General features: G+C 36.2%; 11 protein-coding genes. 9 read left to right on the top strand and 2 right to left on the bottom strand.

The annotated features are described in order from the left end of the window. Window positions 1-100 precede the first annotated feature (100 nt). The 3 genes from NSA47_RS06070 to NSA47_RS06060 all read left to right on the top strand — a co-directional run bounded on the left by NSA47_RS06070 (window position 101) and on the right by NSA47_RS06060 (window position 4,680). Window positions 101-3,334: a DEAD/DEAH box helicase gene (locus NSA47_RS06070; protein WP_257530053.1), complete on the top strand. Its 3,234-nt coding sequence runs from the start codon at window positions 101-103 to the stop codon at window positions 3,332-3,334. Window positions 3,335-3,375: 41 nt separating this feature from the next. Further along, on the top strand, window positions 3,376-4,332 hold the full coding sequence (locus tag NSA47_RS06065; protein ID WP_257530051.1) for an AEC family transporter: 957 nt from the start codon (window positions 3,376-3,378) through the stop codon (window positions 4,330-4,332). A 63-nt stretch (window positions 4,333-4,395) separates the two neighbouring features. Next, entirely contained in the window at window positions 4,396-4,680 is a 285-nt protein-coding gene (locus NSA47_RS06060; RefSeq protein WP_257530049.1) for a SemiSWEET transporter, read from the top strand. A 54-nt stretch (window positions 4,681-4,734) separates the two neighbouring features. On the opposite strand, the gene NSA47_RS06055 is transcribed toward NSA47_RS06060, so the two are convergent. Together NSA47_RS06055 and recQ are read right to left on the bottom strand one after the other, a co-directional pair. Then, a complete protein-coding gene (locus NSA47_RS06055) occupies window positions 4,735-6,486 on the bottom strand; it encodes a DUF4153 domain-containing protein (protein ID WP_257530047.1) in 1,752 nt (583 codons plus the stop codon). Between the two features lie 350 nt (window positions 6,487-6,836). Next, complete coding sequence (gene recQ / locus NSA47_RS06050; RefSeq protein WP_444546811.1) at window positions 6,837-8,981, bottom strand: DNA helicase RecQ; 2,145 nt, start codon at window positions 8,979-8,981, stop codon at window positions 6,837-6,839. Window positions 8,982-9,061: 80 nt separating this feature from the next. On the opposite strand from recQ, the gene NSA47_RS06045 reads away from it, so the two are divergent. The 6 genes from NSA47_RS06045 to NSA47_RS06020 all read left to right on the top strand — a co-directional run bounded on the left by NSA47_RS06045 (window position 9,062) and on the right by NSA47_RS06020 (window position 15,237). Continuing rightward, complete coding sequence (locus NSA47_RS06045) at window positions 9,062-9,280, top strand: hypothetical protein (RefSeq protein WP_257530043.1); 219 nt, start codon at window positions 9,062-9,064, stop codon at window positions 9,278-9,280. Window positions 9,281-9,667: 387 nt separating this feature from the next. Then, a complete protein-coding gene (locus NSA47_RS06040; RefSeq protein ID WP_257530041.1) occupies window positions 9,668-10,864 on the top strand; it encodes a quaternary amine ABC transporter ATP-binding protein in 1,197 nt (398 codons plus the stop codon). After that, complete coding sequence (locus tag NSA47_RS06035) at window positions 10,857-11,684, top strand: ABC transporter permease (RefSeq protein ID WP_257530039.1); 828 nt, start codon at window positions 10,857-10,859, stop codon at window positions 11,682-11,684. The genes NSA47_RS06040 and NSA47_RS06035 overlap by 8 nt, the downstream gene beginning before the upstream one ends. 73 nt (window positions 11,685-11,757) lie before the next feature. Continuing rightward, window positions 11,758-12,633, top strand: coding sequence for a glycine betaine ABC transporter substrate-binding protein (locus tag NSA47_RS06030; protein ID WP_257530036.1), 876 nt, complete (start codon window positions 11,758-11,760; stop codon window positions 12,631-12,633). 300 nt (window positions 12,634-12,933) lie between these two features. Further along, window positions 12,934-14,550 (top strand): ABC-F family ATP-binding cassette domain-containing protein, encoded by a 1,617-nt coding sequence (locus NSA47_RS06025; RefSeq protein WP_257530035.1) that lies wholly within the window; start codon window positions 12,934-12,936, stop codon window positions 14,548-14,550. A gap of 63 nt (window positions 14,551-14,613) precedes the next feature. After that, a complete protein-coding gene (locus tag NSA47_RS06020; RefSeq protein ID WP_257530033.1) occupies window positions 14,614-15,237 on the top strand; it encodes an NUDIX hydrolase in 624 nt (207 codons plus the stop codon). Window positions 15,238-15,278 lie beyond the last annotated feature (41 nt).

The following is a 15,278-nucleotide window of genomic DNA, read 5'->3' as shown; positions in this document are numbered from 1 at the left end:
TATAATAAATTATTAGGGAACTTATTATGTGAGCTAATGAAGATTAAAGAGTGAGCATATAAAAACAATAGAACGAAGAAAGCATATAAGGGTGTGAAAAATGTTTGCATTAACAGAAGACCAGATAATGAATTTGTGTAATGGTAGTTATGTCTACTATAAAGGAAAACAATATTATGAACATTCTAGGGTGAAAACCTTAGAATTTGATTCTAAAATAAATGGATTTTTGGCCCTTGTTACCGGCAGAGAAAACTACAGAGTGAAAACATATTTTGATGAAGTTGGAGATTTTGAGGATGCCTCTTGTACATGTCTTGCCTATAAATCCTATATGGGCTATTGCAAGCATATAGTAGCCGTACTTCTTACTATTAAAGATGATAAACAGAGTACGGCTAGAATATTGGAAAACAGGAGAAAAGAAGGGATAAGAAATATCATAAATTATTTTAGCTATGATGGAGTCCAGCCGAAGGTTCCTCTAAGTCTAGAAATTAACTATGAATTTAACAATAGCGGGAATCACATGACTGATTATTCTTCCCTCTTGCACTTTAAAATAGGAGAACAAAAGCTTTATGTCATGAAAAGTCCTAAAACCTTTATCCATCACCTCAATAAAAATGAGCCCTTAGAATACGGAAAGGCCTTTACTTTTTTGCCCTATAAGCACTCCTTTAATGCCCAAGACCAACCTATTATTGATATGATCAAAGAAAAGGTGGAGGAAGAAAAGATTACAAATATATCTTCCTGGGGCTATAATAAAAACAGCATATTTAACGGGAAACACATGATTCTTTCTCCCACTTCTGTAAAAAGATTTTTTCACATGATGGGCAATAGAAAGTTTAATGCCTGTATTGATGGCGTTATCTATAAGGATATCGGTATTTTAGAAGAGGATCTTCCTCTGGCATTTAAATTAAACAAGGATAAAAATAATATGTTCTTGGAGATATTAGGCAATGCAAAGATACAAGCGTTGACAGAGGATGGCTCCTATTATTTTTACGAGGACAATATTTATTGTATATCACCAGAGCAACAAAAATATTTTACTCCTATTTATACAAGCCTTGTGCAGGAGGAAAAAAACATCCTTCACATTCCCCAAGACTATAAAGAAAATTTTGTCAGTCAGGTGCTTCCCTTTGTGGAAAAGATCGGAAGCCTAGGAATAGATAAGAAAATAGAAACTTCTATATACAAGCCTGAGTTTAGGGCAGAAATATATTTAGACAAAAAAGATAAAATGGTTACGGTGGAAGTAAAATATATTTATGGAGATATTACCATAAATCCCTTTGAGGAATACCACAAAAGTGCAGAGGAACAGAGAATTTTGGTAAGAAATATAGAAAAAGAAGGGCAAATCATTAGCCTGTTGGAAGAGGCTGAATTTAAGGTGTCCAGCGAGTATATCTACCTAGAAGGGGATGAAAAGATTTATGAATTTATTCAGAAGGATATCCCGGCTCTGCACCAATTAAGTGAGGTGTATTATTCTGATGCCTTTAAGTCTATCAAAATGTATAATCAATCCTCATTGTCAGCAAGGATGAGATTAAATGAAGATACCAATATTTTAGAATTTAGCTTTGCCATTGACGGTATAGATAAAAGCGAGATTGCCGATGTGTTTATGGCCCTACAGGAAAAGAAAAAGTACTATAGACTAAAAAAGGGTGGTTTTCTGCCATTGAACCTAGAGGGGTTGGAGGAATTTACTAAGATGATTGATTATCTTTCTATTTCTCTAGAGGATCTAGACCAGGATATTATCCAACTCCCAAAGTATAGGGCTCTTTATTTAGATGAAATGATGAAAGAGACTAAAGTAAAAAATGTTCAAAGAAATATAGCCTTTAAGTCGCTTATTCAAAATATTAAGGAACCCGCTGATCTAGATTATCAGGTGCCAGCATCCTTTGAGAACATATTAAGGCCATACCAGATAACAGGTTTTAAATGGTTAAAGACTCTTGCTGAGTATAAGATGGGTGGGATTTTAGCCGATGATATGGGTTTAGGGAAAACCATTCAAATTTTGGCCTTGTTGCTATCCGAGAAAGAAGAAAAGGGGAGAAAGCCTTCTCTAGTTGTGGCGCCAACATCCCTAGTATATAATTGGATGGCGGAGGTGGAAAAATTTGCACCTCAGCTAAAAACTTTGGTGATTGCAGGTAACAAAGAAGAAAGACAGCAAAATATAGATGCTTTATCAGAATATGACCTTATTGTGACTTCCTATCCTTTGATTAGAAGGGATATAGAATGCTATCAAGGTAAAAAATTTAGATGCTGTATATTGGATGAGGCACAACACATCAAAAATCCATCTTCTCAAAATGCAACATCGGTAAAAGAAATCACAGCAGAAAATTATTTTTCCCTCACAGGTACCCCTATCGAAAATTCCTTGACCGAGCTTTGGTCTATATTTGATTTTATTATGCCGGGGTATTTGTTAACCCATGGAAGATTTGTGAAGAAGTATGAAAGATCCATTATCAAGGAGGAGAATAAGGAAGCCCTAAAGCAGCTTAAAAAGCAAATAGCCCCTTTTATTTTAAGAAGGATGAAGAAAGAAGTCCTTATGGAGCTGCCTGATAAAATAGAAAATAAATTGATGGTAGAGCTGACCAAGGAGCAAAAACTGATTTATTTAAGTTATTTAAGCCAAATAAAGGGTGAAATCAATGATGAAATTAAGGAAAAGGGCTTTGGAAGGAGCCATATAAAAATACTAGCCGCATTGACACGATTGAGGCAGATATGCTGCCATCCGGCATTATTTTTAGAGAATTATGAGGGAGGCAGTGGAAAAATGGATCTCCTCAGGGAAGTTGTGGAGGAATCCCTTCAAGGGGGGCATCGAGTGCTGTTATTCTCCCAATTTACCAGCATGCTTACCATCATAAGAAAGTTTCTAGAAGAGCAGAAAATAGAATATTTTTATCTGGATGGTAGTACCGATACTGAGAAAAGAGGGACAATGGTAGAAAGATTTAACCAGGGGGAGAGAGAAGTATTTTTAATTTCCCTTAAGGCCGGGGGAACAGGACTGAACCTCACGGGGGCAGATACCGTTATCCATTTTGATCCCTGGTGGAATCCAGCGGTGGAGGATCAAGCTACAGATAGAGCCTATAGAATGGGACAAAAAAACACTGTCCACGTCATAAAGCTCTTTACAAAGGGAACCATAGAGGAGAAGATATTTGCTATACAAGAAAAAAAGAAAAAAATGATTGACTCGGTTGTAGAGCCGGGAGAAACCATTATTTCTAAGTTAAGCGAAGATGAAATTAGAAATTTATTCGAATAAGTCATAGAGTCCATGGTTTTATTCAAGAGAGGTGAGAATAGTTGGTTTTCAATAATTTAATTTTTAGTTTAAATGCTGTTTTTCCAATTTTTATTATATTGATCATAGGATATATCCTAAAGGAGAAGGGGGTTATAGACCAATATAGTATTCGTAAACTCAATGCCCTGATGTTTAATATCTCGCTACCAATGCTTTTATTTCGAGATATCGCTGGCTCAAATGTTAGAGAATTTTTCGATCTGAAACTCTTACTATTTGCCATAGGGACAACCTTGATCTCCTTTGTGTTGGTATGGATAGGTGCAGAGCTCTTTATCAAGGATAAAGGATCTATTGGGGCTTTTGTGCAAGGGGCATTTAGAGGGAATTATGCTCTTTTAGGGCTAGTCATGGTATCCAATATTGGGGGGAGTGAGGCATTGACTAAAGCAGCCCTTGTAACGGCTTTTATTATTCCCTTATATAATATTTTAGTGATCATTATATTAACTTTACGGTCTGAAGAGGGTGGTAGCATTGGAATGAAAACCACCTTAATGAATATTATTAAAAATCCTCTGATTATTGGGATAGCCTGTGCTATACCCTTCTCCTTATTTAATATTCAACTTCCTACTGTGTTAGCAAAGTCGGTGGACTATATGGCAGTCATGGCAACACCTCTTGCCATGATATCTATAGGAGGTACAATAGATCTTCAGCAAATAAAAAATCAAAAGATCAAACTTGCTTTAGTGGCCTCCACAATAAAGTTGATTATATTGCCGATGATATTCATACCCATTGCTCTGCTCATGGGCATAGTAGGCAATGATCTTTTGGTTTTGTTTGTTATGTATGGGTCGCCTACCGCTGTGAGTAGCTATGTCATGGCTATCAATATGAAGGCTGATGCAGAGTTAGCTTCAGATATCTTTATCATTACAACATTATTTTCTATCTTTACCTTTACAATAGGGATATACATATTTAAGGTTTTGGGATTCATATCCTAATAAAGTAGGGATGGGGGATTTCTCTGAACAGAAAAATGAATATATTTGATGAGGGGGAGAATGATGATTGGATCGCTGGCAGCATTTTTTACTACATTTTCTTTTTTACCACAGGCAATAAAAGTAATAAAAACTAAGGATACTAGTGGCATTTCCTTAGGAATGTACAGCATGTTTGTGCTAGGAGTATTTCTTTGGTTGGTTTATGGCTTGCAAACTGGAGACCTCCCGATAATTTGTGCAAACGCTACTACCTTTATTTTTGCCAGTATTATTTTGACAACAAAGATCGTTGTCGAAGTAAAATCCGCTAAAGAAGAACCTGCTGAAGAACGATCTCCAATGTAAAATTAAAAGAATGAAAGGGAGCTGATATATGTGATATGCTCCCTTTCATTCTTTTTATTTTATCTTTATCAATATATTGACATCCATATTTTCTATTTTTATCTTTTGACTATCCTCTTTTTGTCCCTCTATATTATGGAAAATCAACTTCACTTTCAATCGATCATTTTCATCTATGATGGTCATCTCTTCAGAAGGAATAGCTTCTGTGCCCTGGGGCAGACCATAGGTTTCATAGAGCTTGTTGATATAAGGAGTAAGGTCTTTTTGGTATATTTCTATGCCTTCATACCCCACGATAATGCTGTTGGAATCAGATTGCAAAATGACGTCAATAACCTCATCATTGATTTGCGATTTATTTAAGTAACTATTGAAGCGATACAAGTAGTCATAAGAAGAAATTTCAAAGAGCTTATGGTTTTCCTCTATCATCAAATAGAAATATTCATTTTCCACAGGAGACGTAGGGTGAGTATAGGCAAATCCAAAAATATCTTCCATATTTTCTATTTTAAAATCCTGAGGAAGATACTTGATCCCCTTTAGGTCATGTTGGGTTTCAAAATAGTGAAGGATACCACTTATTTGCTCTTTATCAGCTTTGGAAATATTATGGGAAGCTGGCTTGATGTGATTTCCTTCTATCATACTATTTTCCTTTAAAACTGTTGAAAAACGTTTATTTTGGCTATGGTTTGCTATGGAATAACTGCTGATAGGTCCTAATACCGAAAGCAATAAGACAATAGAAAGACTTACAAGAAGAACAATATTTTTTTTACTTTTGGTTATAGCATAATAAATCATTATTCCCAAAACCCACAATCCAAGGACAAAAACATAATATCTATTTTCTGTTACGCCATAGGCTTTTATTCGAATACCCATGGAGACAAACATCATGAGTAGAATAGGAAGCACCATTAGGGGAGCCCATTGTGAAAAGCCTTTAATCCATTTATTTTCATTTCTCATGGGGTGGATAAAAAACAGCACTATAGTTAAGAGGATAGAATACCAAAGCACCAGATGAGAAACAAGACCCACCGGCCATTGCATGGTCACAATGATTTTTCCAAAATATAGATACAGTATAAAGGTGTACACACTGAGAAGGGGCATCAGGATATACATAAGTAGAACTTTGAAAACTTTGGAGTATTCCATGGGAGAAAGATCTTCCTTGGATTTGGGCACCTGGGCTAAAAAATAGGCAGGTGCAAAAATAAGGGCCACTGTCAAAAATGTATAGACATAGATTTCACTTTCCATGGGAACACCTAATAATTTGTTTGTAGTAAATAAAATAGCAGAAAGTCCTGCATAAAGAATGGCAGAATAAACATAGGTGACGAGAAAACCAGTAAAAAGTTTGAGGACATAGATCTCAAAGTTTTTTCTATCTCCTAGATAAGGAATGAAAATAAAGGCTAAGTATAGAGCCAGACTAATTCCTATATATCTTGTCACCGATACCATGTTTAGATCTTTTAAGAAAAAGAAGTAATACAGTATAGGAAGAATAGCTGATCCTAGGGAATAAACAATTAGCCTAGATTGACGTTCTTTCCCTCTTTTTTCAAAAAGCATCCTTGCACAAAGAGACAAAGGTATGCCCAAGGCCACCGCCATAGCCACCCTTTTTAAGACCTCCTCAATAGGTCTACTGGGATATGTGCTTATTTTCGTTAGGATCATGAGGAGGATAGCAAGGAATGTGGAAAACAATAGGGGAACAGGAAATCTTCGGATGCTGGTATATATGCCTATGGTTATTTTTTTAAAGCTATCGAATAGTTTCATATCAACAATTCCTCCCTTCAAAGGATTTAACTAAATTTTAATTCAATTCACTAAAAAAGGAAAGAAACATTATTGTAACATTCTCCATAGCTTGGTTACAAAGTATCTTAAATAAAAGACAAAATGAGACTTTTGCAGTAGTGGGTATAAACCCTGAGAATGAAAAGATTCAATCCCTTAGGAAGCCTGGGTGCTTGCTATTAGGGAGTTTCCAGGCTTTAGGATTGAATCTTGGAATGAATGCTAGGTGTTATCCACTACTGCAAATAAGGAATGTGTCTTTTATTTAAGATATATCGTTATTTACCCGCCCTATCTAAAGGCAGAAAGAATGAATACATAATTATTCTCTAAACGGTTGAAAGATTCATTTTGCACAACACAGCTTTAATATCATAGTAAGAGATATCCTCTGGCAAAATTTCTTTAATGGGTTTTAAATATTCCGTTCCCACTTGGTCCACTGCTTTAATAATCAGTGCTTCCTTTTCCTGATCGACAATTCTAGACCAATCAATCTCTTCCCCTTCTTCTTGGCATTTTGCCAAATGGGTGAGTATGGTATCTTTTTTAAATCCTCTCATTTGTGCAATTTCCTCTAGGGTTTTTCCTTCTTGATATAGCTCATAACTTTCCCTATGGGAAGGTGTTTTAGAGGTTTTTTTTGAAGAAGTTTTAATCGCTGGCATACTTTCAATGGGGGTTATCTGATTTTCTTCTATATAATTGCGAATCGTGGAAATAAAGATTTCCCCATAGCTTTCATATTTTTTCTGTCCTACCCCCTTAATGGTATAAAAGGCTTCCTCGGTAGTAGGAAGAGTTGTGGCCATTTCCCTTAGGGAGGAGTCCGCAAAGATAATATAAGGAGGCACATTTTTTTCCTGGGATAGATTTTTTCGAAGACTTCTTAATTCTTCAAATAAATCCTTATGAACTTCTTCATGACCTGATTGAGATTCTGGCACGGTATCTATGGCCATATAAACCTTTTCCTCATTTTTAAGAACAGCACCAGAGGAAGAGGTTAGGCGAACTACGGGAAATTGACTTTGGGTTAGGGCAAGATAGCCTTGGGAGACTAAAATAGATATCATAAGTCGGATTTCCTTTTCGGTATAGTTTGGCATAATTCCATAAGTAGAAAGTCTATTGAGGCCAAAATTTAATAACTTTTTATTCTTGGATCCTTTCAAAACCTGTGCGACTAGAGTGCTACCGTATTGTTGTTTCATTCGATAGACACAGGACAAAATTTTTTGGGCTTCAATGGTGATTTCCTTTAGTTTTTTGTCTTCTAGACAGCTACTGCAATTGTTACAATTTTCTTGGAGTTCTGATTGCCCAAAGTAATCCAAAATTTTATGCCGTAGACAATGATGGGTATAACAATAGTCTACTAGATATTGTAAGTTTTTATAGGAAGCAGTTGCCCTATCGGGATCGGGCTGACTTTCTTGTATTAAAAATTTCTGTTTGATGACATCCTGAGGAGAAAACAATAGGATACAATCACTTTTTTCTCCATCTCGACCTGCCCTTCCTGCCTCTTGATAATAGGCTTCCATACTTTGAGGAATATTATAGTGAAGGACAAAGCGCACATTGGACTTATCAATACCCATGCCAAAGGCATTGGTAGCCACCATAATGGAGGTTTCATCATATAAAAAGGATTCTTGGGCTCTTTCCCTTTCTTCCTTGGTCATCCCACCATGGTAAATACTTGCTCCATACCCCTTGTTTTGCAAAAGGGTACCTAGGCCTTCCACTTCCTTTCGAGTAGAGCAATAAATAATTCCCGATTGATCCTTATGTTTTTTTATATAGTCTATGACAAAGGTTTTTTTATCGACTTCTCTTTCCACTTGAAAGAATAGGTTAGGGCGATCAAAGCTAGTAATGATCTCTTTTGGACTTTGCAAATGCAAGAGATGTTTAATGTCCTCTATGATCTCTGGGGTTGCAGTGGCAGTGAAGGCAGCCACCACAGGCCGGTGATTCAGATTTTTAATAAATTTGGGAATCTCTTTATAACTAGGCCGAAAATCATGGCCCCATTGACTAATACAATGCGCCTCATCTACAGCAATAAAGGGGAGTTCAATATGGCTAGCTAAATGAAAAAAGTCATAGGATTTTAATCTTTCGGGAGCCACATAAACTAATCTATATTTTCCATCCTGAATATTATTTAATATTATTTTAATCTCCTGATCGCTTAAGGTGCTATTGATATAAGCAGCAGGAATGCCTATTTCTGTTAATGTATCAACCTGATCCTTCATTAAGGAGATCAGGGGGGAGATTACTAGGGTTGTTCCCTTCATGAGTAGGGAAGGAATTTGATAGCATAGGGATTTCCCCCCACTGGTAGGCATAATTCCCAAAACGTCTTCTCCCTCTAAGATTCCATGAATAAGTCCCTCCTGTCCTACTCTAAAACTATGATAACCAAAATACTCTTTTAACACCTCATAAGTCGTCATATTCATCCTCCAATCTACAAGTATAGTGTATAGATTTATAGGGATAAATTCAATGGGAGAGAAGATTTTCCATATCACATTTAGCCTTGAGGACATATATTATAAGTGAAAGAGTGATGCTTTCTAAAAATGATAAAGAAAGGAAAGGGACCAATATGGATGATTATTATTCTTATGAAGATGAGTGGGTACAATTTGAACACAAAGATATGAATATACAAAATCAACGTGGAGAAAAGCCTATGCCAAGGCAGAAGGAGGATGATGAACTAGAGGTAAGGTATTTTTGGGTGAGAACATTATAGGCGTAAGACCAAGAAAGCATGGCCTTTACTGGATAAAGACCATGCTTTTTTGGGTGAAAATAGAAGGGCGTATTCTAATTCATAGAGACACCGTTTTATAAACTATTAAAAACCTGAAAATGATTACAGTTTGACAAAAGACAACTCTAATGATAACATAGAGTTGTCTTTTTAATAAAAGTTAGTACTCATATTTTGAAAAATCTAAAGCGATGGCTTCTAGATTTTTTTTATTTGTTAATAAAGATAGATGGATAGCTGTCCACAGAATACTTTTAATAATAAGTGTGATATTTTCAAATAATATGAAAATAGTGTATTTCTAAAGAATAAGGCATTTATTAAATAGAGTTATTGAACACTGAAAAATAGAAAGGGAGTTGAGCAATGTCTAAGGTAGAAGTCAGAGAGTTATATAAGATCTTTGGAACAAATCCCAAAAAAGTTATTTCTTTACTTGAAGAGGGAAAATCAAAAGCAGAGATATTAGCTGATACAGGAAATACTGTTGGGGTTAATAATGTCAGCTTTGAAGTTGAGGAAGGAGAAGTTTTCGTTGTAATGGGTTTATCCGGGAGTGGAAAATCTACTTTGATTCGATGTTTAAATCGACTGATTGAACCAACCAAGGGAAAAATATTAATCGATGGTAAAGATATCGTGCAGAGCAATGATCATGAATTATTAAAGATCAGAAGAGAAAAAATGGCTATGGTTTTCCAGAACTTTGGGTTACTTCCCCATAGAAATGTATTGGTCAATGTAGAATATGGATTGGAGATACAAGGGGTTGATCCTGAAATTCGAAGGAAAAAGGCTTATGAAGCAATTGAATCAGTAGGATTAAAAGGATATGAAGAGTCTATGCCTAGTGAATTAAGTGGAGGAATGCAGCAGAGGGTTGGATTGGCTAGAGCTTTGGCTAACGATACCGATGTCTTATTGATGGATGAGGCATTTAGTGCATTAGATCCTCTGATTCGAAAGGAAATGCAGGATGAGCTATTAGAACTTCAATCCAAGATGCAAAAAACCATAATATTTATCACCCATGATTTAGATGAAGCATTAAAATTGGGAGACCGTATTGCTATTATGAAAGACGGTGTAGTTGTACAAATAGGAACTCCCGAAGAAATCTTGAAAAATCCAGCGGATGATTATGTGAAGGAATTCGTACAAGACGTGAATCGTTCTAAGGTCATCACCGCTTCTTCCATTATGAAAAAGCCTGATGCCATTGCATCTCATAAAGATGGCCCAAGGGTTGCCATCAGAAAGATGAAAGAGGCAGGAATATCCAGTATCTTTGTGGCAGACAGAAATAGAAAATTAAGGGGAATTGTCACCATCGATGACGCAACAAGATTGGTCAAAGAGGGGGAAACAAGTATTGAAAGTATTATTATAGAGGACGTTCCTACCACTTCTCCAGAAACACTTATTGAAGAGTTGCTGTCTATTGCTGCCAATACTAAATATCCCATTGTTGTCGTGGATAACAATCATACAATGTTAGGGATTATTGTACGGGTATCTGTTATTTCAGGAATTGTAGGAAAGGAGGATGAATCCGATGATTAATTTTCATATTGGGCCAGCCTTTGAAGCTTTTATAGACTGGCTTACAAATAATTTTGCATCTTTTTTTGACGGTATGCGCTCAGGTATTCTTTTTATCATAGAGGGTTTTGAAAGTATATTACTCTTTCCTCCTGCACTTTTACTAATAGCAATCATTGCTTTAATTGCATGGAAAGTAGCAGGGAAAGGAGTGGCAATTTTTAGTCTTATAGGTTTATTTCTTATTGATGCCATGGGACTATGGGATAAAACCATGCAGTCTTTAGGTCTTGTTCTTACAGCCACATCTATTGCACTCATTATAGGAGTTCCTTTGGGGATATGGTCGGCCAAAAGTGATAAAACCAATCAGATTATGCGACCGATTATGGACTTTATGCAAACTATGCCAGCCTTTGTATATTTGATTCCAGCCGTTATTTTCTTTGATTTGGGTAAAGTCCCTGGAGCAGTGGCAACGGTCATTTTTGCCATGCCCCCTGTTGTTCGATTGACAGGATTAGGAATTCGCCAAGTCCCTGAGGATATTATTGAAGCATCTCGGTCCTTTGGGGCAACCAGTAAGCAGATGCTGTTTCAGGTTCAAATCCCTTTAGCCATACCGACCATTCTTGCGGGAATAAATCAAACCATTATGTTAGCTCTATCTATGGTTGTTATATCGGCAATGATTGGAGCCGGTGGATTGGGCGAAGAAGTATTGAAAGGGATTACTCAGTTAGAAATTGGAACAGGATTTGAAAGCGGGATTGCGGTAGTCATCTTGGCTATGGTCTTAGATCGAATTACTCAATCTTTAGGCACATCAAAAAAAATATAGTGAATCAACATCCACTATCTTTATTGTAGAAGATTAGAGACAAAAGAGTTAAATTTAAAGGAGGATTATTTCAATGAAAAAATGTACAGCAAAGCTAACCATCATTCTTTTTGTCAGTATGTTATTGTTAATTGCGATTACAGGATGTACTACAGGGGGAGAAAAATCAAAAGGTACAGTAAAACTAGGATATGTTAATTGGGCAGAAGGGGTTGCTATGACCAATTTAGCCCAAGCCGTTTTGGAAGATAAAATGGATTATGAAGTAGATATCACAATGGCGGATGCAGCTCCTATCTTTACCTCGGTTGCAAAAGGGAATTATGATGCATTTTTAGATGCTTGGCTTCCGATTACCCATGAAAGTTATATGGAGAGATATGGAGATGATCTCATAGACTTAGGGTATAACTATGAGGGTGCTAGAATAGGTTTGGTAGTACCAAGCTATGTAGATATTGATAGCATTGAAGAATTAAATGAAGTAAAGGATAAATTTGACGGACAAATTGTAGGGATTGACTCTGGAGCAGGCATCATGACGGCATCTGAAAGAGCTCTTCAGGATTATGATCTGGATTATGAATTAATGACCGGAAGTGGACCTACCATGACCGCAGCCTTGAAAAAAGCTATTGATAATGAAGATTGGGTTGTGGTTACAGGCTGGACCCCCCATTGGAAATTTGCGAGATGGGATCTGAAATTTTTAGATGATCCTAAAAATGCCTATGGTGAAGAGGAAAACATTCACACGGTTGCGAGAAAAGATATCAAAGAAGATATGCCTGAAGTAGCAGCTTTTTTGGAAAACTTCAAAATGGATGACCAACAATTAGGGGATCTAATGGGAGCAATTTCAGATAGTGATGGAGAAGCCATAGATGCCGCAAGAGAGTGGATGAATGAAAATGAAGAATTAGTAAATAGTTGGATACCAGCAGAATAGCTATTTATCTATAGGGATCCAAACTCCGATTCTTAATAAAGAATACTAAGGGACTGCAATCAAAGGAACGTGTACTTTTTATTAAGATTTGAACTTGTTTCCCTATATTAAAACCTCTATGGCAAGTCCATAGGGGTTTTAATGATAATATTGAGAATGTCTAAAAAACCTATGGATTTGATTTTATTTTTAAAATATATATAATGGTAAGGGTGGAATTATAAATTGCACATTGCTGTGCAATTTTTTGCATATATACCGAGAGGAGGACGTTATACAAAAAGTTGTATAACACATAAGATGATAACAGTTACAGGATTAGGACTAAGATTTGCAGATAAAAAATTATTTGAGGATGTAAACATAAAATTTACTCCTGGTCATTGCTATGGAATCATAGGGGCCAATGGTGCTGGAAAATCAACTTTTTTAAAAATTCTATCAGGGGAGATTGAACCCAGTCAAGGGGATGTATCCATTACCCCAGGGGAAAGATTAGGGATATTAAAACAGGACCACTTTGAATTTGATCAGCATTCTGTCATGGATACAGTCATTATGGGACATAAGAGACTATATGAAATCATGAAAGAAAAGGATGCTCTTTATCAAAAAGAGGACTTTAATGAAGAGGATGGAGTAAAGGCAGCGGAATTGGAGGCTGAGTTTGCAGAGTTAGATGGATGGTCTGCTGAAACCAATGTGGAAAAATTACTTTTGGGTTTAGGGATTGAGAAGGATCTTCATTATAAAAATATGGAAGAGTTAAAGGGAAGTGAAAAGGTAAAAGTATTATTAGCCCAATCCCTTTTCGGCAATCCCCATATTCTTTTACTGGATGAGCCTACTAACCACTTGGATTTTAAAGCCATTAAATGGTTGGAAGAATTTTTGATTAATTATGAGAATACAGTTATTGTAGTATCCCATGATCGATATTTTTTAAATAATGTATGTACCCATATGGTAGATATTGATTTTGGAAAGGCCAAACTCTATGTAGGCAATTATGATTTCTGGTATGAATCTAGTCAATTGGCTTCAAGACTATTAAAAGATCAAAACAAGAAGAAAGAAGAAAAGATAAAAGAACTTCAAGCCTTTATTGCTCGTTTTAGTTCCAATGCCTCCAAGGCAAAACAAGCCACTTCTAGGAAAAAATTATTAGATAAAATTACCCTAGAGGACATTCAACCCTCCACAAGACGATATCCCTTTGTGGGCTTTACTCCGGAAAGAGAAGCGGGTAAAGATATTCTAACAGTGGAGGGAATAAGCAAGACTGTAGATGGGGTAAAGGTATTGGATAAGGTATCCTTTACGATAAACAAAGGGGATAAAATCATTTTTATGGGTAAAAATGAAAATGCAAAAACCCTTTTGTTTAGAATATTGATGGGAGAAGTAGAACCAGATGAAGGCAGCTTTAAGTGGGGAGTGACCACCAAAAGATCCTATTTACCCAAGGATAATGCAGAATTTTTTGACAATGTCGATCTAAATTTAATTGATTGGCTAAGACAATATTCTGAGGAAAAGTCTGAAACCTTTATTCGTGGATTTTTAGGGAAAATGCTCTTTTCTGGTGATGAGACTTTAAAAAATGCCAAAGTGCTTTCCGGGGGAGAAAAGGTGAGATGTATGTTTTCCCGCCTTATGCTTTCGGGAGCAAATGTTTTACTATTGGATGAACCCACTAATCACTTGGACTTAGAATCCATACAGGCGGTCAATGATGGACTCATTAACTTCAATGGGACTTTACTATTCACTTCCCATGACCATGAGTTTATTCAGACCATTGCCAATCGTATTATAGAGATCACACCCCAGGGGATAGTGGACTATCAAATAACCTTTGACGAGTTTTTAGAAAATCAGGATATTCAGGCTAGGATTCAACAAATGTATCAATAGAAAAAAGTCTATAAAAATATCTCAAAATAATATGCTGGTGCTTTTAGATAAGGAGTGAAGAATATGAAGGATGAATTAAAATGGCTACAGTATGCAAAGAAACTCCAAGCAATAGCCCAAGCAGGATTGGAATATTCTAAAGATAAATATGATATTGAACGATTTGAGGAAATAAGAGACATTAGCATTGATATCATGCATAACTATACCGATATAGAGCATGCAAAAATAAAGGAGTTATTTGCATCAGAAACAGGTTATCAAACCCCTAAAATAGATGTAAGAGCGGCTGTTTTAAAAGAGGATAGGATTTTGCTAATTAAGGAAAAAATAGATGGGCTTTGGGCAATGCCCGGGGGGTGGGCTGATGTGGATTGCTCTTTAAAAGAAAATCTTATAAAAGAAGCAATGGAAGAGGCGGGGGCAGAGATCATCCCTCAAAGGATATTAAGCCTAGAAGATGCGAAAAAGCATAGCAGCCTTCCCATGCCCTACGGTATATATAAAATAATTGTTCAGTGCCGCCTGGTGAAAATAAATTTTAAAAAAAATATAGAAACCTCTGAGGTTGGATTTTTTTCCTTGGATGAATTGCCTGCACTTTCCTTAGGGAGAACGACAAAGGAGCATATTAAAATGGCATTAGAAACCAATGAAAAACCATTTCATGAGGCGATATTTGATTGATTTTTAAGAAGATAAAAATAAGAAGGTCATAACAACCTTCT

This window comes from Irregularibacter muris, assembly GCF_024622505.1.
Taxonomy (GTDB): domain Bacteria; phylum Bacillota; class Clostridia; order Eubacteriales; family Garciellaceae; genus Irregularibacter; species Irregularibacter muris.
The sequence above is the reverse complement of the archived record's forward strand: the minus strand, read 5'-3'. Positions and strand labels throughout refer to the sequence as shown.

What these genes read in the sequence shown, in the direction of transcription:
- NSA47_RS06070 (WP_257530053.1), top strand. Translation starts at nt 101, where the DNA reads ATGTTTGCATTAACAGAAGACCAGATAATGAATTTGTGTAATGGTAGT.
- NSA47_RS06060 (WP_257530049.1), top strand. Translation starts at nt 4,396, where the DNA reads ATGATTGGATCGCTGGCAGCATTTTTTACTACATTTTCTTTTTTACCA.
- NSA47_RS06055 (WP_257530047.1), bottom strand. Translation starts at nt 6,486, where the DNA reads ATGAAACTATTCGATAGCTTTAAAAAAATAACCATAGGCATATATACC.
- recQ (WP_444546811.1), bottom strand. Translation starts at nt 8,981, where the DNA reads ATGAATATGACGACTTATGAGGTGTTAAAAGAGTATTTTGGTTATCAT.
- NSA47_RS06040 (WP_257530041.1), top strand. Translation starts at nt 9,668, where the DNA reads ATGTCTAAGGTAGAAGTCAGAGAGTTATATAAGATCTTTGGAACAAAT.
- NSA47_RS06035 (WP_257530039.1), top strand. Translation starts at nt 10,857, where the DNA reads ATGATTAATTTTCATATTGGGCCAGCCTTTGAAGCTTTTATAGACTGG.
- NSA47_RS06030 (WP_257530036.1), top strand. Translation starts at nt 11,758, where the DNA reads ATGAAAAAATGTACAGCAAAGCTAACCATCATTCTTTTTGTCAGTATG.
- NSA47_RS06025 (WP_257530035.1), top strand. Translation starts at nt 12,934, where the DNA reads ATGATAACAGTTACAGGATTAGGACTAAGATTTGCAGATAAAAAATTA.
- NSA47_RS06020 (WP_257530033.1), top strand. Translation starts at nt 14,614, where the DNA reads ATGAAGGATGAATTAAAATGGCTACAGTATGCAAAGAAACTCCAAGCA.